Annotated in this window: 19 protein-coding genes; 10 read left to right on the forward strand and 9 right to left on the reverse strand. The window is 31.0% G+C overall.

What is annotated here, in order from left to right; genetic code table 11:
- Positions 1-143 precede the first annotated feature (143 nt).
- Together EGM88_RS09705 and EGM88_RS09710 are read left to right on the forward strand one after the other, a co-directional pair.
- Positions 144-722, forward strand: coding sequence for a MarC family protein (locus tag EGM88_RS09705; RefSeq protein ID WP_123898217.1), 579 nt, complete (start codon positions 144-146; stop codon positions 720-722).
- 60 nt (positions 723-782) lie between these two features.
- A complete protein-coding gene (locus EGM88_RS09710; RefSeq protein WP_123897972.1) occupies positions 783-1,403 on the forward strand; it encodes an FAD-dependent oxidoreductase in 621 nt (206 codons plus the stop codon).
- On the opposite strand, the gene EGM88_RS09715 is transcribed toward EGM88_RS09710, so the two are convergent.
- The 3 genes from EGM88_RS09715 to EGM88_RS09725 form a co-directional block, all read right to left on the reverse strand.
- Positions 1,400-2,989 (reverse strand): S41 family peptidase, encoded by a 1,590-nt coding sequence (locus tag EGM88_RS09715; protein ID WP_123897974.1) that lies wholly within the window; start codon positions 2,987-2,989, stop codon positions 1,400-1,402. The genes EGM88_RS09710 and EGM88_RS09715 overlap by 4 nt on opposite strands.
- Positions 2,989-3,414 (reverse strand): deoxycytidylate deaminase, encoded by a 426-nt coding sequence (locus EGM88_RS09720; protein WP_123897976.1) that lies wholly within the window; start codon positions 3,412-3,414, stop codon positions 2,989-2,991. Before EGM88_RS09720 ends, EGM88_RS09715 begins: the two co-directional genes overlap by 1 nt.
- A gap of 65 nt (positions 3,415-3,479) precedes the next feature.
- Positions 3,480-4,061, reverse strand: coding sequence for a HupE/UreJ family protein (locus tag EGM88_RS09725; RefSeq protein WP_123897978.1), 582 nt, complete (start codon positions 4,059-4,061; stop codon positions 3,480-3,482).
- Positions 4,062-4,147: 86 nt separating this feature from the next.
- Between EGM88_RS09725 and rsmI the strand changes: the two genes are divergently transcribed.
- Positions 4,148-4,819 carry a 16S rRNA (cytidine(1402)-2'-O)-methyltransferase gene (gene rsmI / locus EGM88_RS09730; RefSeq protein WP_123898218.1) on the forward strand — a complete coding sequence of 224 codons (672 nt, stop codon included), beginning with the start codon at positions 4,148-4,150 and terminating at the stop codon, positions 4,817-4,819.
- Positions 4,820-4,926: 107 nt separating this feature from the next.
- On the opposite strand, the gene EGM88_RS09735 is transcribed toward rsmI, so the two are convergent.
- Both EGM88_RS09735 and EGM88_RS09740 read right to left on the reverse strand, forming a co-directional pair.
- Positions 4,927-6,372: a flotillin family protein gene (locus EGM88_RS09735; protein ID WP_123897980.1), complete on the reverse strand. Its 1,446-nt coding sequence runs from the start codon at positions 6,370-6,372 to the stop codon at positions 4,927-4,929.
- 88 nt (positions 6,373-6,460) lie between these two features.
- The gene (locus EGM88_RS09740) at positions 6,461-7,054 is read right to left on the reverse strand and encodes a hypothetical protein (RefSeq protein ID WP_123897982.1); all 594 of its coding nucleotides are present in this window, start codon (positions 7,052-7,054) and stop codon (positions 6,461-6,463) included.
- Between the two features lie 250 nt (positions 7,055-7,304).
- Here EGM88_RS09740 and EGM88_RS09745 point away from each other — a divergent pair, with 250 nt between their 5' ends.
- Positions 7,305-7,892, forward strand: a complete 588-nt coding sequence (locus EGM88_RS09745; protein WP_123897984.1) for a uracil-DNA glycosylase family protein — start codon at positions 7,305-7,307, stop codon at positions 7,890-7,892.
- Between the two features lie 35 nt (positions 7,893-7,927).
- Here the strand turns inward: EGM88_RS09745 and EGM88_RS09750 are convergent, their stop codons facing one another.
- Complete coding sequence (locus EGM88_RS09750; RefSeq protein WP_123897986.1) at positions 7,928-10,423, reverse strand: T9SS type B sorting domain-containing protein; 2,496 nt, start codon at positions 10,421-10,423, stop codon at positions 7,928-7,930.
- A 227-nt stretch (positions 10,424-10,650) separates the two neighbouring features.
- Here EGM88_RS09750 and EGM88_RS09755 point away from each other — a divergent pair, with 227 nt between their 5' ends.
- From EGM88_RS09755 to EGM88_RS09780, 6 genes are all read left to right on the forward strand, one after another.
- Positions 10,651-12,057: a glycogen synthase gene (locus tag EGM88_RS09755; protein WP_123897988.1), complete on the forward strand. Its 1,407-nt coding sequence runs from the start codon at positions 10,651-10,653 to the stop codon at positions 12,055-12,057.
- Between the two features lie 2 nt (positions 12,058-12,059).
- On the forward strand, positions 12,060-13,328 hold the full coding sequence (locus EGM88_RS09760; RefSeq protein ID WP_123897990.1) for a glucose-1-phosphate adenylyltransferase: 1,269 nt from the start codon (positions 12,060-12,062) through the stop codon (positions 13,326-13,328).
- 112 nt (positions 13,329-13,440) lie between these two features.
- The gene (glgB, locus tag EGM88_RS09765) at positions 13,441-15,348 is read left to right on the forward strand and encodes a 1,4-alpha-glucan branching protein GlgB (protein ID WP_123897992.1); all 1,908 of its coding nucleotides are present in this window, start codon (positions 13,441-13,443) and stop codon (positions 15,346-15,348) included.
- A 160-nt stretch (positions 15,349-15,508) separates the two neighbouring features.
- Positions 15,509-17,923 carry a glycoside hydrolase family 31 protein gene (locus tag EGM88_RS09770; RefSeq protein WP_123898219.1) on the forward strand — a complete coding sequence of 805 codons (2,415 nt, stop codon included), beginning with the start codon at positions 15,509-15,511 and terminating at the stop codon, positions 17,921-17,923.
- Between the two features lie 73 nt (positions 17,924-17,996).
- On the forward strand, positions 17,997-19,055 hold the full coding sequence (locus EGM88_RS09775) for an NAD(P)/FAD-dependent oxidoreductase (RefSeq protein WP_123897994.1): 1,059 nt from the start codon (positions 17,997-17,999) through the stop codon (positions 19,053-19,055).
- Positions 19,056-19,115: 60 nt separating this feature from the next.
- Positions 19,116-19,466, forward strand: coding sequence for a 2Fe-2S iron-sulfur cluster-binding protein (locus EGM88_RS09780; RefSeq protein ID WP_123897996.1), 351 nt, complete (start codon positions 19,116-19,118; stop codon positions 19,464-19,466).
- A 7-nt stretch (positions 19,467-19,473) separates the two neighbouring features.
- Here EGM88_RS09780 and EGM88_RS09785 read toward each other — a convergent pair whose 3' ends face one another.
- The 3 genes from EGM88_RS09785 to EGM88_RS09795 form a co-directional block, all read right to left on the reverse strand.
- Complete coding sequence (locus EGM88_RS09785; protein WP_123897998.1) at positions 19,474-21,297, reverse strand: cation:proton antiporter; 1,824 nt, start codon at positions 21,295-21,297, stop codon at positions 19,474-19,476.
- 80 nt (positions 21,298-21,377) lie between these two features.
- Positions 21,378-22,406, reverse strand: coding sequence for a glycosyltransferase family protein (locus EGM88_RS09790; protein WP_123898000.1), 1,029 nt, complete (start codon positions 22,404-22,406; stop codon positions 21,378-21,380).
- The gene (locus tag EGM88_RS09795; protein ID WP_123898002.1) at positions 22,403-23,260 is read right to left on the reverse strand and encodes a UDP-2,3-diacylglucosamine diphosphatase; all 858 of its coding nucleotides are present in this window, start codon (positions 23,258-23,260) and stop codon (positions 22,403-22,405) included. Before EGM88_RS09795 ends, EGM88_RS09790 begins: the two co-directional genes overlap by 4 nt.
- Positions 23,261-23,330 lie beyond the last annotated feature (70 nt).

Here is a 23,330-nt window from a genome sequence, read left to right on the forward strand (position 1 = left end):
AATGAGAAAAATGTATTTGCTCCGAGCTACATGTTAATTGCTAATTATTTAAAGTTTAAAAAATTAGATGAAAATTTAACATTTATTTGTTGAATCTCAAAAATTAAGCACTACTTTTGCCGAAAATTCAAAAATTTAAAAATATGGGGTTAGATTTTAAGGAAATATTAACAGCAACCATGATTTTATTTGCTGTTATAGATATAATAGGTAGCATACCCATTATTATAGATTTACGTCAAAAAGTTGGGCATATCCAGTCAGAAAAAGCATCAATTGTAGCTGTTGTTATAATGATTGCTTTTCTTTTTGTTGGTGAAGAAATTTTAAAGTTAATAGGTGTTGATGTTAATTCTTTTGCGGTTGCTGGTGCTTTTGTTATTTTCTTTTTGGCTTTAGAAATGGTGTTAGGTATTGAGTTGTATAAACACGATGCTCCTGAAACTGCTAGTGTAGTTCCATTGGCATTCCCATTAATAGCCGGTGCTGGTACAATGACAACGATATTATCTTTGCGGGCAGAGTTTCAGTTAACCAGTATTATTATTGCTATTGTAATAAATACTATTTTTGTTTATGTTGTTTTAAAAATGTCTAATAGGATAGAACGATTATTGGGTAAAGGAGGAATAGATGTAATTAGAAAAGTTTTTGGTGTAATTTTGTTAGCTATTGCAGTGAAGTTATTTGCTACAAATATTCAAGATTTGTTTAATCATTAGTAGTAATTCTTGATGAGGATTACTGCGTAAAAAATAGTAGTCTGTATAAATATAATTACTATGAAAAATTTTGATGTTCTTATAATTGGAGGTGGTGCTGCAGGAATGTCTTGTGCTTTAATATTAGGTTCAGCTAAAGAGAAAGAATTTGCTAAGGATAAAAAAATAGGTATAGTTTTACATCAAAAGTCATCTCATTTACAAGATGCTTTGTTTAATAATGTTTTAGGTTTAGCTGCTGGCACAACAGGAAGAAGTATACTTGAGCAAGGTAAAAATCAGCTTGCAACTTTATATCCTCATGTAAATCAAATAGAAGGAGAGAAGGTTTTAGAAGTAAAACATTTAGAAGGTGGTTTTAAAGTTGTAACTAATAGATTTGAATATCAAAGTAAACTTATTGTTATTGCTGTAGGTTATACGAATACTTTTTTTATAAAAGGGCTGGAACAATATGTTATTACTCATAAAAAATCGAAACCTGAAAAGAATCGTATTCAACTTAAAAATAAAGACCACTTAGTTTCAAAAGGTATTTATGTTGCTGGTTCTTTAGCGGGGTGGAGAAGTCAATTTGCTATAGCTTGTGGTAGTGGAGCTTCTGTGGCAACAGATATTTTAACTGAATGGAATGGTGGCGAACACACCAAAGTTCACGATAAGATAATACCTTCTCTTTAAGGTTCTAAATAATCTACTTGAGATTCTAGTTGTTTAACTTTTTGTAACATTTGATCGTCTTCATTCAAGATTTGATAAAAAACATTTTCGTCAAATAAATCTCTAGCTATAAGTGATTTTATATATAATTTTATATAAGGTATACTTTCTACTGCAATTTTACTTTGATCATCAAATAATGACAAGTATTCGTTAAGGATTTTTTCATCATTGTCAAAATTTTCGATAAAATCATTAACATTCCAATGGTTCATAGTTTCGCGATGATTATCTAAATATTCAAATACAAAATCTTGTATAGGTCCAAAGTGAAACCTTCCAAAATATGCCATGGTATCTATACTAACAAATATATCGGGAACGATACCCCCTCCACCATAAACACTTTTTCCTTTAGGGGTGATGTATTTTAAAGAATCAACAACTTTAATACTATCTCCATGGGTTAATTCTCCATTGCGGTAACGCTCTAACCTGTCATTGTAATAACTTTTTCCATCTTTAGTGTTGTATGGTTTCTGGATGGATCTTCCTGTAGGTGTATAATATCGTGAAACGGTTAATCTAACAGCAGAACCATCTCCTAATTCCATTTCTTGTTGTACCAAACCTTTACCAAAAGAACGTCGTCCAACAATAACTCCTTTGTCATTATCTTGTAATGCTCCAGCTACTATTTCACTTGCTGACGCAGATGTTTCATCAATTAAAACATAGATTTGATTATTCTCAAAGTCACCTTTAGAAGTGGCGAAAGTTTTTTCAATTTTACCTCCTTTGTTTTTAGTAAAAACAATTAGTTTATCGTCTTCTAAAAACTCATCAATAATTTCTGTAGCAATGTTTAAATATCCACCAGGGTTACCTCTTAAATCCAATACTAAACGTTTCATGTTTTTCTTTAGTAAAGAATTCATTGCTGTTTTAAATTCATTATAAGTAGTATTAGCAAATTTATCAATCTTTATATACCCTAAAGTATCTGTAAGCATGTAATAGCTAGGTACACTAACTAAGGGTATAGTGCCTCTTTTTAAGGTAAAATTTAGTAATGTGTCTTTATATTTTCTGTATACGCGTATTTTAACTTTTGTATTGGGTTCTCCTTTTAACTTTTTTATGATAAAATTACTATCTAGATTTTTACCATATAAAGTGTCATTGTCCGCAATTAAAATTCTATCGCCAGCCTCTACTCCAGCTTTTGCACTGGGTCCGTCTTTTACAACACTAGTAACGGTTAATGTATCGTTATGCATAAAAAAACGAATACCTACACCAACAAATTCACCATTCATAGATTCGGCAAGAGCATCGTGTTCGCTAGCAGGAATATATACAGAATGGGGGTCTAGTTTACTTAAAATATTTCTTATGGTACCGTCTAATAAACTATCAGTATCTACTTTATCAACATAATCGTACTGAATGTAATTAATGAGTCGTTTTATTTTTGCTTCTTGGGAATTGTTGCTAAAAAGTAAGGCAGCGTTTTTCTGTGGATAGTCTAACATGCTACCAATAAAAATACCAAATGCAACTGCCAATGCTAGAAATAGAGGATAATATATTTTTCTTTTTTTCATTACTCTTGATTAATATGCTCAAGTTCTACTCCTGCTTTTTCTAAAAATATTAAACCAGAATCATCTTTATACTTTTGGGCATATACAACTCTTTTAATACCTGATTGATGTATAAGCTTACTACATTCTTTACATGGTGACATTGTTATATAAAGGGTAGCTCCGTAGCAACTTTGTGTTGATGCTGCTACCTTAAGAATTGCATTTGCCTCTGCATGAAGCACATACCATTTTGTGTAATTATCATCATCTTCACAAATGTTTTCAAAACCTGTTGGTGTACCATTATAACCGTCTGAAATAATCATTTTTCCTTTAACAATTAATGCTCCAACTTGGCGACGTTTGCAGTAAGATAATTTTGCCCATTCTTTTGCCATTTTTAAATAGGCTACATCATATTTATGTTGTTTTTCTGGTGTCATGGTCGTTAAAACGATATTTACAGTTGGCAAAGTACCGATAAAAAAATGGGAATTTTGTTAATTTTTTACCAAAATATGCGTTCGGTAAGCATTGGTATTACTATCCCAATAACTATAGAAGACATTACTAATACCCAATCTCTTTTTGAGACTCTTAAAAAGTATTGAATTACATACCCAACAGTTAAAATAGTTAAAACAATTATAACTTGGGCAATTTCTATACCAAGTGCAAATTCTAATAATGGTAGTAACTTTGCTTCACTATCATCTATTAACATTCTAAAATAATTTGAAAATCCCAAACCGTGTATCAAACCAAAAAAAAGAGCAAAGATTAAATTAATATTTGAACTTTTTTGTTTGCTTTTTTTAATTGTTAAAATATTTACCAAAGCAGTGATAAAAATGGTTAACGGAATTAAAAATTCTACAATGTTAACATTAATATTTACAACTTTATAAGCTGCTAATGTTAAGGTTAATGTATGTCCTATAGTAAAAAGTGTTACCAACCATATCACTTTTTTCCAATTACTAAAGCTATATATTACAGCTAATGCAATTAAAAAAACAATATGGTCATACGCTTGCCAGTCTAATACATGATACAAGCCGAGCTTTAAGTATAGGATAAAATCTTCCATGGGGTAAAAATACAAATTCTTAAAAACAAATTAAGAACATAATTAGCACAAACTTTGTTAAATTGCACTGTTAAATTTGCAGAATGATTTCAAAACTATATATCGTCCCTACTCCAATTGGTAACTTAGAAGATATTACTTTAAGGGCTATTCATACGTTAAAAGAAGTTGACACTATTTTGGCAGAAGATACTCGTACTTCAGGTAAATTACTTAAATATTTTAATATTGAGACGCCAATGCAAAGTCATCATATGCATAATGAACATAAGATGGTCTCTAGGCTAGTAGAACGTTTAAAGTCTGGTGAGTCTATTGCTTTGATTTCTGATGCGGGAACACCAGCAATTTCTGATCCAGGGTTTTTGTTAACTCGAGCTTGTGTTGAAAATAATATTGAAGTAGAATGTTTACCTGGAGCAACTGCATTTGTTCCAGCTTTGGTAAATAGTGGATTGCCAAATGATAAGTTTGTGTTTGAAGGGTTTTTGCCTATAAAAAAAGGAAGGCAAACTCGATTAGAATTATTGGCAGAAGAGCCTAGAACAATTATATTTTATGAGTCTCCTCATAAATTAATAAAAACCTTAACTCAATTTGTTCAATATTTTGGAGAGACTAGAAGAATTTCAGTATCTCGAGAATTGACAAAATTGTATGAAGAAACAATACGAGGAACCTTAAAAGAGGTATTGATACACTTTGAGAATAAACCACCTAAAGGAGAATTTGTTTTGGTTGTTGAGGGCAAAAAATAAGTATTGTGTTAGTAGTTTAAAGTAAACAGTTGTTCTAAATATATTTTAAAAGAATAAAAACCACATCAATTGATGTGGTTTTTATTCTTTTAAAAGGTGTAGCTTAGTTATTCTGTAGTATCTTCTTCTGATTTTTCATTTTTAGCTTTACTTTCATTGGTGGGCTTGTTTTCATCTGTATTTTCAACTTTCTCACCTTTTAAATAATTGGGCAGTTGCATACCTGCCATATTAAACATTTCTTGTAATGGAGGTACTGCTTTATACATGCCTGAAATAAAGTTAGAAGTTGAGGTTTTTCCATCTTTTCCTCCACCATTTTCCCAAACCGTAACTTTATCAATTTTAATATTTTTAATTGCTTCAGCTTGTGTTTTAACCAATTCAGGTAATTTATCAGCAACTAAGAGCAATACTGCATCTTTAGAATTGTTACCAGCAGCTTTCACTATTTGGTCTAAACCTTGAGCTTGTCTGGTTAGTATTTCATAAAGACCTTTTGCTTCAGCTTCTTTTTTCAAGAAAATGGCATCCGCTTCACCTTTTGCAATTCTTCTAATTTGTTCTGCTTGTGCTTCTGCAGCAATTTCTATTTTTTTCTTATCTATTTGAGCTGGGACTATAATGTCTGCTCCTTGCTCAGCCTCTTTACGTTTAGCCCTAGCTTCTTCTGCAATTTTTTCGGCAGCATAAGCTTCTTCTAAGGCTTTTGCAGCTTGTACTTTTTCTGAAGCATTTGCAATTCTTTCAGCTTCTGCTTCCCTTGCTCTTCTTTCAGCATCTGAATTTGCAATTTGAATTTTAGCAGTGTTTTCCCCTTCAACAGCATGAGCATTTGCTGCGGCTACTTGAATACGTTGATCTTGAACAGCTTGTGCTTCTCCAATAGCTCCATCTCTATCTTTTTGAGATACTGATATTTTGGCGTCGTTAATTGCTTTTGCTGCAGCTTCTTTACCAAGAGCTTCAATATATCCTGACTCATCGTGAATATCTGTAATATTAACGTTGATTAATTTTAATCCTACTTTTTTTAATTCCGCTTCTACACTGTGTGTAATATGTGATAAAAACTGATCTCGATCTGAATTAATCTCTTCAATATCCATGGAAGCGACCACTAAACGTAATTGACCAAAAATAATTTCTTGAGCTAAGTCTTTTACGGCATCTAGTGTTAAGCCTAATAATCTTTCTGCAGCATTTTGCATAACGCTAGGTTCTGTTGAAATACCAATAGTAAATCTTGAAGGTACATTAACACGGATATTTTGCTTACTTAAGGCATTGGTTAAATTAACCTCAATGGACATTGGGGTTAAATCTAAAAATTCATAATCTTGAATAATAGGCCAGATAAACGCAGCACCACCATGAATGCATTTAGCAGACATACCACCACCAGTTTTACCATAAACTACTAAAATTTGATCTGAAGGACAACGCTTGTACCTTCGCATCATTGAAAATATAAAAATAAATAATATTATAACGACAGCGGCAACTAAGTAAATTCCGCTAAAAAATTCAGATTGGATAATTAATAAATTCATGTATTCGTTTTTTTATGATTTTTAAAAGGTTTCATGCAGTTTGCTAATAATCGTTCCCGTAAATTATTATGCTTTCAATATGCAGGTTTTATGTATTGTTTGATTTTGAATGGATTTCAACTAATAATATTTCGGCACTGACTATTTCAGTTACTTTTACTACAGTACCTGTTGGTAAATCTTTATTTTCATCTGTAAGGGCTTCTAATTCACGTAATGCACCTTGTACACGAATTTGAACTTTTCCAGTTTTGGAACGATTAGCTCCAATAGGTAAATAAACTTCGCCAATAGTGCCAATTGCATTTTTTATCTTTAAAGTGCCATCTTCCGCTAGTTTATGCATAAAATAAAAAAGAGAAGATGTCGCAACCATCATTAAAAGACCTGCAACTACTGAAATAATTAATGTGATTCCGCTAGATAAACCAGAACCACTACAAACCACTCCTGTCCATCCAAAAATGGTAAAAAATGCAATTAAATTTTTTAATGTAAAGAACTGGAATCCTACGCCACCGTCATCAGCTTCAAATTCTGTGCTATCTTCTAACATGTCACTATCCATACTTTCTCCTATAAAAGTAGAAATCATAATAATGAAAAAAATTATAGAGCCAATTAGGGCAATAATCCAATAGGTTTGTTCAAAGGTTGACATGCCGTTAAAAAATTCTTGCATATGAGTTAGTTTTTATTTTATTTGAGGTAAGATAGTTAAAGATAACTAAGGTAAGTAAAATTTTACAATATTTCCTATTTTTTATAGTAAGTCAAATAAATGGGTTTTGCTCCTTAATATCAAATATATACATTACATGGTTGCTATTCAAATTGATAAAATTTTGATAAGCATTAATTTTATTCATGGTAAAAATGAGTACCTTTCCATTGCGAAATTCTTTAAGTTAATAGCATAATAAGAATCTACAATGCATAATTTATTAAAAAATATAAAAAAATGCGAAGTATGTAAATCATACTTGTCTTTAGGGCCAAGACCTGTTTTGGCGGCAAGTAAAGCATCTAAAATTATAATTATTGGTCAAGCTCCAGGAATAAAAGTGCATAAAACAGGAATACCATGGGATGATCCTAGTGGAAAACAATTGCGAAAATGGTTGGATGTTACTGATAATGAATTTTATGATGAAAATAAGTTTGCAATTGTACCTATGGGCTTTTGTTATCCTGGTAAAGGAAAATCAGGAGATTTACCTCCTAGGCCAGAATGTGCACCTTTATGGCATCAACAGCTTTTATCTCAAATGCCAAAAGTAGAGTTGATTATATTAATTGGTATGTATGCCCAAAATTATTATTTGCAAAAAGAAGCTAAAAAGAATTTAACAGAAACGGTTAAGAATTACCATTTGTATTTACCAAAGTTTATAGTTTTACCTCACCCTTCACCTAGAAATCGTTTTTGGTTAACAAAAAACCCATGGTTTGAATTGGATGTGCTTCCTGTTTTAAAGGAAAAGGTTAAATCAATACTCCATTCAAGTGGTAATCTTTAAAAAGAAGGAAGTGTTTGATTTATTAGTCTAGAGATTTATCTTCTAATTAAACTAAAATGGCCTTTTTTATTTCTTACAGTTCCGTTTTTGTCAATAAGCTGTACTTTAAACCAATAATCATTAGAAGGCATTGGTTTTCCATTATAAGTACCATCCCAACCTCCATCAGTGGTATCTAGTTTGGTCAATAGTTTTCCAAACCTATCATAGATATAAATTGTAGAAAGTTGAAAAGAGTTTTTATTAATTCCTTTTATTTGCCAAGTATCATTATAACCATCATTATTTGGGGTGAAAAATTTTGGAAAGCCAATAACTGAAATTTCAATAGCTACAATTCCACAATTATTTTGTTCTCTAATATATAAGGTATGAATTCCAGCCGAAACATTTTCAAATAGTGGGTCTGTTTGGTATATTCCGTACTCGTCATCTAAAGAAAATTCATAATCGCCAATGCCTATACTTTCAGAATTTATAGTAATTGTATTGTTCTCAGAATCATCATGTATTTGAATGTTGTTTAACGTAATATTCGCTAAATCAGAATATTTTACCGTTATTGTTTTAGAGGAAGAAGTGCAATTTAAATTGGACGTTGCAATTACTGTATAAATACCTTTTGAGTTTACAGTTGCTGTAGGTTCTGTGCTAATTATTTCGTTATTTTCATTTTTCCATTCGTAAGAATAATCATCTAAGGCATTAAAGGTTTCAAGGGTAACAGAACCTATATTTAGGCATAAAGCAGTTTCGGAAACCACTTCAAATTCAGGTCTTGGATTTACAGTTAAAAGTAAACTTGGTCCTATTCCATAACAGGCTCCGTCATCTGTATTTTCAACACGAATATAAAGACTTTCGGTATAAGGGGTTTTATTTATATAATCGGTTTGATTTGTAATATCATTTTTTTTCAATTGAGCATCATTGAGTGTTTTGTAATAGTAAACTTTTAAATTCTGATTGGAAGGAAATTGATTAAGTAATTGGTCAGAAGCCTTTGTAAGGTCAAAACTAGCAATGCCATCGTTGGCTTCTAGGTTGTCGCAAGTTGCTAAATTATATGTGAATTTTTCGGGAAAAGAGGTTGTTGAAACGTTAAGATTTACTGTTGAAATGAGAAAACAACCGTTTAGATTTTCAACACGAGCATAAACAGTGGTTGCGGTTTTGCTGTTAAATGAATTGGGGTTGCTTATGCTGGTATTGTTATTTTCAGCATCTGCTATCGAGAGATGATATGTTGTGTTTAATTCATCATTTCCTTTTGTAATAAATGGGGTAGCTTCGTTTAAATTGAAAACGGTATAACCATCTGCAACACCGTCAACATCACAATTTTTAAAGTTAAATACGGGGTCAATATCTGGTAATTCTTTTAGAGTTGCCTCTACTGGAATTCTAGGGCTTTCTTTACATCCAACAACAATTACTGATGCATAATATGTGGTTGTTGTAGTTATGGATGTATTAAATTGATTGCCAGTAAAAAGGATTGAACCGCCTGTTGGGCTATCGTGCCATACAACATTTCCTACATTTGATGTTGCTGTTAGTGTAATTTCTCCTTGACCACATCGTGTTGCTTTAGTTGTTGATGTTATTCCAGGAATGTACATTGTAGTACTTGCCGAAATATTAACAATTGGATCTTCGGGCATTCCTCCATATTCTACAATATATCCTTTAGGTTGAAAATCTCCATTAGCAGCCCCTGTATTGCTTAAATCGTTCCATGAACCTGATATACCTACACCAGGAGCTGTAATGTGTGCATAGTCTTCATCATCTAAATTGTTAGGTTCGCCAGTATTCCAAAAGGCGTATGTAGGTGAGCTGCCAGATGCAGAGCCATACCAAAAATAAGTGCCTTTTTCTGGTCCTGTTTCCCATTTCCAATTTCCTTCTTTTTCAGCGTCACTTCCACCTATCCATCCAGTACCTTTTGCTTGTTCTCCAGCTAATTTAGCTTCTTCTGTAGAGGTTATGGTAACTAAATAACCTTGTAGTCCATAATAAGTTCTACTTTCGGCTGCAACTTTAGCTTCTTTCCATGTAATTCCTACATCAGAAACATATTCGTAATAATGACCAGTTGAAGGTAAATAATTTGCAGATCCTATAGTAAAAGAAAAAGATTTATAGCCAGAAACGGTAGCGGAATTATTGGTAAAAACAACGTCCTTTACAGCCGCAATTAAGTCTGTATAACTTACTTCTGAGTTGGTAGTACTTTTTAATGTTAATTTTCCTTCAATGGCACTCCAAGTGGCACTTATATTGGGGTGATTGGAGGGGTTGTTTAGTTTTAATAAATCTTCTCCATTACTATAACCTTCTGATATTTGAATGTATAACGCTTTTATTGTAGTGTTTTCAGTGTCAATAATATTAAAATCAGTTACAATATTAACTTCTGACAATGGACAATATACCGAGTTTCCTACAGTACTAATTGTGGTTTGTGTCCAGCTAAAAAAGGGAACTAAAAAAAATAGGATGTAAAAATTGGGTATAAGCTTCTTCAAAATTTATTAAATAATTAATTTAAAGGGAAGTAAAAGTAATCAATTTTATTTCATTGATTGTAATTACGTAATACTCAATTTTTAAGAGAAAATCAATACTATTTTAAATGAATAGTGTCGGTTTAACAAATTAAAAGTAGTAAACCAGAATAGATAAAAAAACAAGATGCTTTCATTAATATTTTAAAAACATTTTGTAACTTTAGTGATTCTCAAACCTTACCTAAATGAATATATTACATGTTAGTGCAGAGTGTTATCCTATTGCCAAAGTTGGAGGTTTGGCTGATGTTGTGGGCTCCTTACCTAAGTATCAGAATAAATTAGGGGTAACTAGTGAGGTAATTATGCCTTTTTATGATAATGCTTTTACTAAAACTCATTCTTTTAAAACTATTATTAGCTCTAAAGTTAAGTTAGGTGTCTTTGACTTAGAAGTAAACATTTTAACCTTAGAAAACAATAACCTTGGTTACGATTTATTTTTAGTTGATATACCTACGTTATTATTTAAAAACTATGTCTATTCTTCTGAGGATACTGAACGTTTTTTAGCTTTTCAAATAGCTGTATTAGATTGGGTTATTCAACGTGATAAAAAACCAACTATAATTCATTGTCATGATCATCATACGGGTTTAATTCCTTTTATGATGGCTCAATCACATAAATATAGTCAGCTAAAAAAAGTGGCTAGTATTACTACCATACACAATGCTCAATACCAAGGGTGGTTTTCTCATGATAAAGTATATATGATTCCAGAATTTGATTTTAATCAAGTTGGATTGATTGATTGGGATCATCAAATAAACCCACTAGCAGCAGCTATAAAATGTGCTTGGAAAGTTACTACGGTGTCTCCAAGTTACATGGAAGAATTAAAAAGTAGTGCTAATGGATTAGAGAGCTTATTAAGTCATGAAAGTGGTAAATGTGTAGGTATTTTAAATGGAATTGATACCCAAGTTTGGAATCCAGAGACAGATGATTACATCGTAAAAAATTATTCACAAAAGACATTGAATTCTGGTAGAAATGCTAATAAAGATTGGTTGTGTAAAGAGTTTAACTTAGATCCGGAAAAACCTTTATTTTCATTTATAGGAAGGCTTGTTGGAGAAAAAGGAGCTGATTTATTTCCTAAATTATTTGACACTGCTTTAGAGCATTTAGATATTAATATTTTGTTATTAGGTTCAGGAGCAACAGATGTAGAAGACGCATTAGAAATGCTAACCTATAAGTACAAAGGAAAATACAATGCTTATATCGGTTATGATGAAAAATTAGCTCATATTATTTATGCAGGGGCAGATTTTTTACTTATGCCATCTCGTGTTGAGCCTTGTGGGCTTAATCAAATGTATGCGTTACGCTACGGAACCATTCCTATTGTTAATAGTATTGGAGGGTTAAAAGATACAGTTATTGATGTTGAAGGAGGAGGTTTTGGATTTATACATCATCAACTTACTGTTGAAGAGATTGTTAAAACTATGGAAAGAGCATTGGTTTTATACAAAAATCAGAAGAAGTTTAAAAATATTCGCAAGTTAATTATGGAGATAGACCATTCTTGGGATTCTTCTGCAAAAGCATATATAAATTTATATAAATCTTTAAATAACTAATTATGGCAATTAATAACGACGTACTATCAATTATTTTAGGAGGAGGTCAAGGTACAAGACTTTACCCATTAACAGAATCACGCTCTAAACCTGCCGTTCCAATTGCAGGTAAGTACAGATTGGTTGACATACCTATTTCTAATTGTATTAATAGTGATATAAAAAGAATGTACGTTTTAACGCAGTTTAATTCAGCTTCATTAAATAGGCATATTAAAAACACATATCACTTTAGTTTTTTTAGTTCTGCTTTTGTTGATGTATTGGCAGCTGAGCAAACTATGCAAAGTAAATCTTGGTTTCAAGGTACTGCTGATGCTGTAAGACAGAGTATGCATCACTTTTTACGTCACGATTTTGAATATGCTTTAATATTATCTGGAGATCAATTGTATCAGATGGATTATAAATTAATGCTCAAAGAGCATATAAAACATGGGGCTGAAATTTCTATTGCTACAATTCCTGTTAATGCCAAAGAAGCTACTTCTTTTGGAATATTAAAGGCCGATAAAGAAAATATAATTACATCATTTATAGAAAAACCCGATGCAAAATTATTACCTGATTGGACTTCAGAGGTTAGTGAAGAAATGAAAAATGAAGGTAGAAATTATTTAGCCTCTATGGGTATTTATATTTTTAATAGACAGTTATTAATTGATTTAATGAGCAATCCAGATACTAATGATTTTGGTAAAGAAATAATACCAAATGCCATACATGATCATAAAACATTAAGTTATCAATTTGAAGGATATTGGACGGACATAGGTAATATAGATTCGTTTTTTGAAGCAAATCTAGGATTAACAGATAGTATTCCTAAATTTAATTTATACGATAGAGAACAGAGAATATATACTAGAGCTAGAATGTTACCAACATCTAAAGTTTCTGGAACTACTTTAGACAAAGCTGTAATTGCCGAAGGGTGTATTATACACGCAGCTAAAATTGAAACTTCTGTTATTGGAATTAGATCTAGAATAGGAAAAGAAACTACTGTAATAAACACGTATATGATGGGATGTGATAAATATGAATCACTAGATGAAATTAATAAAAATAAGACTTCAATCTTAATGGGTATAGGAGAAAGATGTTTTATAAAAAATTGTATTATTGATAAGAATTGTCGAATTGGGGATGATGTTAGGATTAATGGAGGTAAACATTTAGAAGATAAAGAAACTGATCAATATGTAATAAAAGAAGGTATTGTAGTAATTAAAAAGAATGCCGTGATACCAAAAGGATATGTAATTTAATTCCTTTTTGCTTAAAACAATTTTGAGTAAGTACTAAAAATATTATAAACAATGAAGGTATATCATTTTTTTAATAGAAAATGATAAATGGATACTTCTATAATTAAAACTTATGACCAAAGTAATAACACATAGCTTATTCACAGATTTTGACATCGCTCTGTTTAAATCAGGAAAGCATTTTAAATTGTACGAAAAATTCGGTTCTCATATTACTAAGGTTAATGGAGTTACAGGTACATATTTTGCCGTTTGGGCTCCATCGGCTAAGCTTGTTACAGTAATTGGAGATTTTAATTCTTGGTCTGGTGAAGAACATGCATTAAACGTACGTTGGGATGCTTCTGGTATTTGGGAAGGGTTTATTCCAGGAATTGAAAACGGAAGTTTGTATAAATACAGAATTTATAGCAACCATAACGATGTAATCACAGAAAAAGCAGATCCTTATGCCAGACGATGTGAACATCCTCCCAAAACAGCTTCCATCGTTTGGGATATTGAAGATTATAAATGGAAGGATAAAAAATGGATGTCTTATAGAAAAGATAAAAATGGATTAGATAAACCATATTCTGTTTATGAAGTTCATTTAGATTCGTGGATGAAATCTGAAAATAATGAGCGATTAACCTATAAAGAATTGGCTCAAAAATTAGTGCAATATGTTAAAGAAATGAACTTTACTCATGTTGAGTTAATGCCAATTATGGAGTATCCTTATGATCCATCATGGGGATATCAAATAACAGGATATTTTGCCCCTACATCTAGATTTGGTACGCCGCAAGAGTTTATGCATTTGGTAGATCAATTTCATCAAAATGATATTGGTGTAATTTTAGATTGGGTGCCATCGCACTTTCCATCTGACGATCATGGTTTAGGTTTTTTTGATGGCTCTCATTTATATGAACATCCAGATAAAAGAAAAGGATATCATCAAGATTGGAAAAGTTTAATTTTTAATTATGAACGTAATGAGGTTCGCTCTTTTCTGATAAGTAATGCCTTATTTTGGTTTGAGAAATATAATATTGATTGTTTACGTGTAGATGCTGTTGCCTCTATGCTGTATTTAGATTATTCTCGTGAAGAAGGTGAATGGGAACCAAACATATATGGCGAAAGAGAAAATTTAGCAGCAGTTTCCTTTTTAAAAGAATTTAATCAAGCTGTAAAAGATAATTTTGAAGGGGTGACAACAATTGCAGAAGAATCAACTGCATTTCCAGGAGTTACCAGAGCTGTAGAGCATGGTGGTTTAGGTTTTGGTATGAAATGGATGATGGGATGGATGCACGATACTCTTGATTATTTTGCTAAAGACCCCATTTATAGACAATATCATCAAAACGATATTACTTTTAGTTTGGCGTATGCATTTTCAGAAAATTTTATGCTACCATTATCTCATGATGAGGTTGTATATGGTAAAAACTCTATTTTAGGACGTATGCCAGGTGATGAATGGCAACGCTTTGCAAATTTAAGAGTACTTTATGGTTATATGTTTACGCATCCAGGAACTAACTTGGTGTTTATGGGTGGTGAATTTGGACAGTATAACGAATGGAATTTTGAAACAAGTTTAGATTGGAATTTATTAGAATTTGAACCACATATAAACACACAAACTTTTTTTAAAGAGTTAAATAAATTTTATCAGAATACACCCGCTTTATATGAAAAGGCTTTTAGTAACGAAGGTTTTGAATGGATAAGTTTAGATGATAATGTAAACTCGGTTTTGGCCTATATCCGTAAAGGACACGATAAAGAAAATGATGTAGTTGTGGTGTGCAATTTTACTCCAAAAACCATAGAAAAATATGATATAGGTTTACCACGGAAAGTAAAATTAAAAGAAGTTTTTAATACTGATGTTAAAGAATATGGAGGAAGTGGATTTTCTAATACAAGACAAATTACATCAAAAAAGAAACAACTACATAATAAACCATATTCAGCAACTATAAAAATTCCTCCCTTGGCCGTTGTTGTTTTTAAAATGATATAATATAAACAATAGAAGTGCGTTAAATTGTCTATAGTTGTATTGTACTTATTGTAACAAAGTAATGCAACAGTCACGTATTCAACCCATTTTAATTATAAACACACCCAAATAGGTGGCAAAATTTATTACTTTTGCCACCTATTTTGACAATACACAATATATGATAACAAATACAGAATTAGAGATAAAAGGAAATCAATTTCCATCCAATATAATTTCTTACGATAAAAATATAGACACTTTTCAATTTTATACAGCTAATGGAGTAACCTTAAAAGTTACAATTTTAAGAGATAGTGTAATTAGGTTTAGATATAGTACTACGGGAATTTTTGATAAAGATTTTTCTTATGGAATTACTAAATATGCTAACAGTGGATATGATATATTAGAAATTGAAGAAACTGATAAAGAATATCTAATTACTACAGAAAAATTAATTTGTAGTATAAAAAAAGAAAATGCTAAAGTATCAATCTTTGATGCTAAAGATAAATCACTAATAAATCAAGATGAAATTGGTTTTCATTGGGAAGAAAGCTATCAGCATGGAGGTAATATTGTGAAAATGAGTAAGGTGTCTCGTAAAGGTGAGAGTTATTATGGACTGGGAGATAAGCCTACTCATTTAAATTTGAAAGGCAAACGATTTCAAAATTGGGTTACAGATTCTTATGCCTATGGTAAAGATTCAGACCCTATTTACAAAGCAATTCCATTTTTTACAGGATTGCATGAAGGCAAATCTTATGGTATCTTTTTTGATAATACGTTTAGAACTTATTTCGATTTTGCTCATGAACGAAAAGATGTGATGAGTTTTTGGGCTCAAGGTGGTGAAATGAATTATTACTTTATGTATGGCCCAGAGATGAGTAAAGTTATTGCTAATTATACAGATTTAACAGGAAAACCACACCAAATGCCACCATTATGGTCGTTAGGTTTTCAACAATGTAAATGGAGTTATTATCCAGAAAGTAAAGTCAAAGAGATTACTTCAAAATTTAGAGAATTACAAATTCCATGTGATGCCATTTATCTTGATATCGATTATATGGAAGGTTTTAGGTGTTTTACTTGGAACAAAGAGTATTTTCCTGATCCAAAAAGAATGGTAAAAGAATTATCAGATGACGGATTTAAAACGGTAGCCATCATAGATCCAGGAATTAAAATTGATATGGAATATAGTGTCTTTAAAGAAGGATTAGAAAATGATTACTTCTGTAAGCGTGCAGATGGACCTTATATGAAAGGGAAAGTATGGCCTGGACAGTGCTATTTTCCTGATTATACCAATCCAGAAGTTAGAGAATGGTGGTCAGGCTTGTTTAAAGAATTAATTGAAGATATTGGTGTTAAAGGAGTTTGGAACGACATGAATGAACCCGCCGTAATGGAAGTGCCAAACAAAACTTTTCCTGATGATGTACGACATGATTATGAAGGAAATCCTTGTAGCCATAGAAAAGCACATAATATTTATGGAATGCAAATGGCTAGAGCAACTTACCATGGTTTAAAAAAGTTTGCTTTTCCTAAAAGGCCTTTTGTAATTACTAGAGCTGCTTATTCTGGTACACAGCGTTATTGTTGTACTTGGACTGGTGATAATGTGGCATCTTGGGAACATTTATGGATTGCTAACGTACAAGCTCAACGTATGTCAATGTCTGGATATTCTTTTGTAGGAAGTGATATAGGTGGTTTTGCAGAGCAGCCAGATGGCGAATTATTTGCAAGATGGATTCAATTAGGTATTTTCCATCCATTTTGTAGAGTACATTCTTCTGGAGACCATGGAGATCAAGAACCTTGGACCTTTGGAGATGAAGTAACGGGTATTGTTAGAAAGTTTATAGAATTACGTTACCAATTATTACCTTATTTATATACAGCCTTTTGGAAATATTATAACGATGGTACTCCTATACTAAACTCATTGGTAATGTATGATCAATCCGATATACAGACACATTTTAGAACTGATGAATTTATTTTTGGAGATAAAATTTTAGTTTGTCCTATTCTAGAACCTAACTCTAAAGGAAGAAGAATGTATATTCCTAGAGGAGATTGGTATAATATGTGGGATGATGAGTTAATTTCTGGAGGAAAAGAATTATGGGTAAATTCTGATATTGATACGATGCCTATTTTTATAAAATCTGGAGCTATAATACCTAAATATCCTGTTCAACAATATGTTGAAGAAAAGAATATAAAAGAAGTTACTTTAGATGTTTATTACAAATTAGGTGCAGAAAAATCATATTTATTTGATGATGCTCACGATGGATTTGATTACACCAAAGGAAAATACAGTTACAGAACTTTTAAACTTAAAGGAAAAGAAGAGGAACTTATCGTTCAGCAGCATAAATCTGGTAGATATTCTGCAGGGTACGAAAAATTTAAAATAAAGCTACACGCATTACCTTTTATAATGTCTAAAATAGAAATTGATAATGAAGAGATAGAATTAGATTTAGTGAAAGGAAATGATGATAATACATTAATTATTGATAAAGATTTTAATGAATTGCATATATCAGGGCAAAAGATTGTATAGAAATGATAATGTGTGATAATTATCACATTTCTTTAACTTTTAAGTCTTTACTTTTGCAAAAAATTGAATAAAAATGATAAAAACTGATATTCTTATAATAGGTGCTGGTCCAGTTGGTCTTTTTACTGTTTTTGAAGCAGGTTTGTTAAAGTTACGTTGTCATTTAATTGATGCGTTGCCTGTACCTGGAGGTCAATTGGCTGAAATTTATCCTAAAAAACCTATTTATGATATTCCTGGTTATCCTTCTGTATTGGCAGGAGATTTAATCTCAAATTTAGAAGAGCAAATAGCTCCATTTCAACCTACATATACATTGGGTGAACGTGCAGAAACTATTGAAAAATTAGAGGATGGTACTTTTGTTGTAACAACAAATAAAGGAACACAACACAATGCACCAGTAGTCGCAATAGCTGGCGGTTTGGGTTCTTTTGAGCCTCGAAAACCACCGATAAAAGAAATTGGTGATTACGAAGATAAAGGTGTTGAATACATTATTAGAGAACCAAATTTTTATAAAGACAAAAAAGTAATTGTTGCTGGTGGTGGAGATTCTGCATTAGATTGGTCTATATTTTTAACTGATATTGCAAAGGAAGTTACCTTAGTACATCGTAGAACAGAATTTAGAGGAGCGTTAGATTCTGTAGAAAAAGTAAAAGAATTGGTAAAAAAAGGTAAAATCAATTTATTAACAGAATCAGAAGTTATTGCAATTCATGGTAAAGATAAAGTAGAATCTGTAACTGTGAAACACGCCTCAGAAGGTAATAAAATTATTGAGGTTGATCATTTTATACCTCTCTTTGGTTTATCTCCTAAATTAGGTCCAATTGCAAATTGGGGATTAGAAATTGAAAAAAATGCTATTGTTGTTGACAATGCAACTGATTATAGTACAAATATTCCTGGTATTTTTGCTATTGGTGATGTGAATACTTATCCTGGTAAATTAAAATTAATACTTTGTGGATTTCATGAAGCTACAATTATGGTGCAATCTGCATATAAAATTATTAATCCTGATGCTAAAAAGTTGGTTATGAAATACACTACAGTTTCAGGGGTAACAGGTTTTGATGGTGTTAAAAAAGAACAGCAAAAAGCAGTAACTACAAAAATACAATAACAATTATTAGCTCTATTGCTATAAAAAATAGAAAGTTATAGATGCTATTTTAGAATAATCATGGAGGAAAATACAATTAAAGTAACGGTTGTAGATCGTAATGGTAAAACACACGAAATAGATGCTCCAACAGACATGAATATGAATATTATGGAGTTGGTTAGGGCTTATGAATTAGCTCCTGAGGGGACAATTGGAATTTGTGGAGGTATGGCTATGTGTGCCTCTTGCCAGTGCTATATTGAAACCACAGATATAGAACTTCCAGAAATGAGCGTAGAAGAAGAGGATATGTTAGATCAAGCTTTTTATGTTAAAGAAAATAGCCGTTTGGGATGTCAAATATTTTTAAAAGACGAATTGGATGGACTAAAAGTTACGTTAGCTCCAGAATCTGAGGTAGGCGATTAAGAATATTTTATTTTTCAAATTCTTTACCTAAATATACTAATTTAGAACCTTCGCTAATTTTTACTGTTTTGCTATATGAAGGAATAATTTCTAATACACCATTTTTATTTTTGATAAAAATAGGTACAATGTCTTTGTCTTTATTAGTAATTTCAATTAATTGGTCGTAATGTTCTTTAGATTTTAAATCAATTTCATGGATATTAGGATGATGGTTAGCAACTTCATTTAAAGAATAATAATCGTCAGTATGAGAAAATAATCCTTCTTTGGGGTTGCTTTGAGTATCATTCATTTCTGTTGTGGTAACTAATCTAAAAGTACCATTTTCTCCAAAAGAATCTTTAAAGGTATCAATAACATATTTGTTTATATCTGAATTTGCAGTTAATGCCATAAGAAAACCAACATCATTCAATTCAATATTATCCGTTAAGGTATCAGAATATACATCTGCATTCATGGTTTCTAGACCTAATTCTTTTGCTTTATCTAAATTAGATTGATTGCTGTCAATAAGTACAACATGTCTGCCATTTTTTAATAAATATTGACCTATTAAACGTGATATTTTTGAAGCTCCAACAATTAAAATACCCTCTGATTTAGTTAAAAACACCCCTACTAACTTGGCAAATAATCTGGCTGTAGTTGCATTTAATAAAACAGTACCAAGTACAATCATAAAAACTAACGGGGTTATATAATCAGCTCCTTCAACGCCTTTTCTAATTAACTTGCTTCCAAAAAGTGAAGCTATACCAGCTGCTACTATACCGCGTGGTCCAACCCAACTTATAAATAACTTTTCGTTAAATTTTAGCTTAGAACCTGCTGTACTTAAAAAGACTGCTAATGGTCTAATAACAAAAACTACTATTAAAAATAAAATAAGAGTATTCCAATTATAAAGCAACATTAAATTTTTCATATTCATGTTGGCGGCTAATAAAATAAAGAGAATAGAAATTAGTAATACACTTAAAGATTCTTTAAAATATAGTAATTCTTTAATATTATTTAGTTTGTTATTTCCTAAAACCATACCCATAACTACTACGGCTAATAAACCAGATTCATGAGCAAATAAATCAGACTCTACATATACTAAAAGAACAGTAGAAAGTGAAACAACATTTAATAAATAGTGAGGAATTAAATTTTTATTTATTGCAAATGCTAACGCATGGGCAAAGGTGAAACCGAAAGTTGTTCCGAAAAGAATTATTTTACCAAATTCTAGTAAAGCCGTTTTTGTAAAACCACTACCGCCACCAACACTAATAAATTCAAAAACTAATACGGCAACTAAGGCTCCTACTGGATCAATTAAAATACCTTCCCATTTTAATACAGTAGATACGTCTTTTTTTAAAGGAATATTTCTTAAAATAGGTGTTATTACAGTTGGTCCGGTTACTATAATTAATCCAGAAAATAAAAAACACAATTCCCAACTAAGGTTAAACAAATAGTGTGTAACAATAGCGGCACCAAAAAAGGTAATAGCGGATCCTAATGTAATTAATTTAGTAATTGAAGGTCCTACAGATTTAATTTCATTTCTTTTGAGAGTTAAACCACCTTCAAATAAAATAATACTTATGGCTAAGGAAACAAAATAATAAAGTCCTTCGCCTGGAAACAACCCTTTTTCGCCATTCCATACTGGTTCTATCCACTTTGTTCCGTCTGAAGATAAGTATTCTGCAGCTATCGGACCAACCAATAGTCCAATTAGAATCAGAGGTAAAATGGCGGGTATTTTAAATTTCCATGCTACCCATTGTGCTAAAATTCCTAAGATAATAATACCTGCTAACTCAATCATTGGTAAATTTTGGGCTCAAAATACTAATTAATTTTTAACTAATAAACTATAATCTACAATGATTGTAATAATAATATGGATTAACTTATATTTTCAATAATCTCTTGAGAAAGTTCAGTAATAATTATATAGTTTGTAAGAATTTTATCGATAATAAATTGATTTTGATCTGGAAAGGAGATAGACACAATTTTATTTGAATATAGCCATTGTTTTATATCAAAAAGGTGTTTTTTGTCCAATTTATTAATAACCGTTACTCCTAGTTTTTTTAAACTAACAGCATTACATGCTTGCTCGTATTGTCCTTTCATTGGAATAACCAATAATTTCTTTTTTAAAAAAAGTGCTTCAGCAGGAGTTTCAAATCCGGCACCACAAATTATTCCTTTACAGTGGGCCATACTTCTTTGAAATTTCTTGTTGTCAATGGGTTTAATAGTTATATTTTCATAAGAATAGGCTTTTTTACAATTTTTGGAAAAAACTTTCCATTTGGTAGATTTAATTTTTGATAAAACTTTAATTATTCTCTTGTCACTATATGAAGGCAAATAAACAGTATAATAATTTTTTTCTTTTATAGTTTGTTCTCGTATTTCTTTTCTAATTATAGCGGGAAAAATTGAATTGTCATAACTTTTAAAATGAAAACCATATTTTTCGCTAGCAGGTGCATAATTTCTTAGTATAAAGTTTCCTATTCTGCTTTTTGTTTTTGGTTTAGGAACTTTATTTGACAATAAGGCATTTTGATGACTTAAGGAGATGCATTTTTTTCCTTTTAGAAAGCACGCCCATGCAGAAATGGGTTCAAAATCATTTATTACTAAATCGTAATCCTTTACTTTACATTTGTAAATTTCTTTGATAATTCTAAAAAGATTATTGCTAGTAAAGGTTTTCCAATAATCTATACCTCCTTTTTTTCCAAATACGAAAGGAATTCCTTTAAAATCATACTTAACTTCATATGGAAATGGCACTTCAGACTGTTTTCCACTAATTAAAATATCTACTTGAGCTCTATTTAATAACGTGGGAATAATTTCTGTTGCTCTAGTTAAATGCCCATTTCCTGTACCTTGAATAGCATATAATATTTTCATCTTATATAATTCATGTTAATTTCAGCTACTAGTTCTTCAAAAAGTTCTTTATTTGATTTTTCAATTAAATCTGTTTTTTCATCTAAAATTTCAGTATAATCGTCTTCATTATATTTATAGATTGACCATTTGCTTTTATTGTATTCTAAAGTGGTTAAATTTTCTATCCAATCTCCTGAGTTTAAATAAGTAACAGTTCCTTTTTTAGAGTTGTAGATTTTAATTTTGGGCTGGTGTATGTGCCCACAAACAACAAAGTCGTATTTGTTTTCAATAGCTATTTCTGCTGCGGTAAGTTCAAAGTTATTAATGTATTTGACAGCTCCCTTAACGCTATCTTTTATTCGCTTTGAAAGTGAAATCTTTTTTTTTCCTAATAACTTACTAAGTTTATTTATAACTCCATTTAGTAAAATTAAAAAGTCGTATCCAATAGCTCCCATTCTAGTGAGCCATTTCGAATGTTGCATGGTAACATCAAAAACATCACCATGAAAAAACCAAGCTTTTTTTGAATCTAATTTTAATACAACTTTATTTACTATGGTAAACGAGTTTATTTTAAAATTTACAAACTTTCTTAACATTTCATCGTGATTGCCAGTGATATAATAAATTTCTACTCCATCAGTTATCCACTTAATAAAATGTTTTACTATTTTCATGTGAGATTTTGGCCAATAGTACTTTTTAAATTGCCAAATGTCAATAATGTCACCATTTAGAATTACTTTTTCTGGATTAATACTTTTTAAATAAACCAATAATTCTTTTGCATGACAGCCATAAGTGCCAAGATGAACATCTGATATAACTACAACTTCTACGGCCCTTTTACATTTATTTTTGCCCATTTAATTAATTAATAGTTATCAAAAATTGAATGGGTGAAATTTAATAGTGATATATAAACTAAATGTAATC

It is taken from the genome of Aureibaculum marinum, from assembly GCF_003813905.1.
Lineage (GTDB): Bacteria > Bacteroidota > Bacteroidia > Flavobacteriales > Flavobacteriaceae > Aureibaculum > Aureibaculum marinum.

Excerpts from the sequence above, each read along its gene's own strand:
- EGM88_RS09720 (WP_123897976.1), bottom strand. The coding sequence starts at position 3,414 with ATGACACCAGAAAAACAACATAAATATGATGTAGCCTATTTAAAAATG.
- EGM88_RS09705 (WP_123898217.1), top strand. The coding sequence starts at position 144 with ATGGGGTTAGATTTTAAGGAAATATTAACAGCAACCATGATTTTATTT.
- EGM88_RS09795 (WP_123898002.1), bottom strand. The coding sequence starts at position 23,260 with ATGGGCAAAAATAAATGTAAAAGGGCCGTAGAAGTTGTAGTTATATCA.
- EGM88_RS09710 (WP_123897972.1), top strand. The coding sequence starts at position 783 with ATGAAAAATTTTGATGTTCTTATAATTGGAGGTGGTGCTGCAGGAATG.
- EGM88_RS09760 (WP_123897990.1), top strand. The coding sequence starts at position 12,060 with ATGGCAATTAATAACGACGTACTATCAATTATTTTAGGAGGAGGTCAA.
- EGM88_RS09785 (WP_123897998.1), bottom strand. The coding sequence starts at position 21,297 with ATGATTGAGTTAGCAGGTATTATTATCTTAGGAATTTTAGCACAATGG.
- EGM88_RS09715 (WP_123897974.1), bottom strand. The coding sequence starts at position 2,989 with ATGAAAAAAAGAAAAATATATTATCCTCTATTTCTAGCATTGGCAGTT.
- EGM88_RS09770 (WP_123898219.1), top strand. The coding sequence starts at position 15,509 with ATGATAACAAATACAGAATTAGAGATAAAAGGAAATCAATTTCCATCC.
- glgB (WP_123897992.1), top strand. The coding sequence starts at position 13,441 with ATGACCAAAGTAATAACACATAGCTTATTCACAGATTTTGACATCGCT.
- EGM88_RS09740 (WP_123897982.1), bottom strand. The coding sequence starts at position 7,054 with ATGCAAGAATTTTTTAACGGCATGTCAACCTTTGAACAAACCTATTGG.
- EGM88_RS09735 (WP_123897980.1), bottom strand. The coding sequence starts at position 6,372 with ATGAATTTATTAATTATCCAATCTGAATTTTTTAGCGGAATTTACTTA.
- EGM88_RS09780 (WP_123897996.1), top strand. The coding sequence starts at position 19,116 with ATGGAGGAAAATACAATTAAAGTAACGGTTGTAGATCGTAATGGTAAA.
- EGM88_RS09725 (WP_123897978.1), bottom strand. The coding sequence starts at position 4,061 with ATGGAAGATTTTATCCTATACTTAAAGCTCGGCTTGTATCATGTATTA.
- EGM88_RS09745 (WP_123897984.1), top strand. The coding sequence starts at position 7,305 with ATGCATAATTTATTAAAAAATATAAAAAAATGCGAAGTATGTAAATCA.
- EGM88_RS09775 (WP_123897994.1), top strand. The coding sequence starts at position 17,997 with ATGATAAAAACTGATATTCTTATAATAGGTGCTGGTCCAGTTGGTCTT.
- EGM88_RS09755 (WP_123897988.1), top strand. The coding sequence starts at position 10,651 with ATGAATATATTACATGTTAGTGCAGAGTGTTATCCTATTGCCAAAGTT.
- EGM88_RS09790 (WP_123898000.1), bottom strand. The coding sequence starts at position 22,406 with ATGAAAATATTATATGCTATTCAAGGTACAGGAAATGGGCATTTAACT.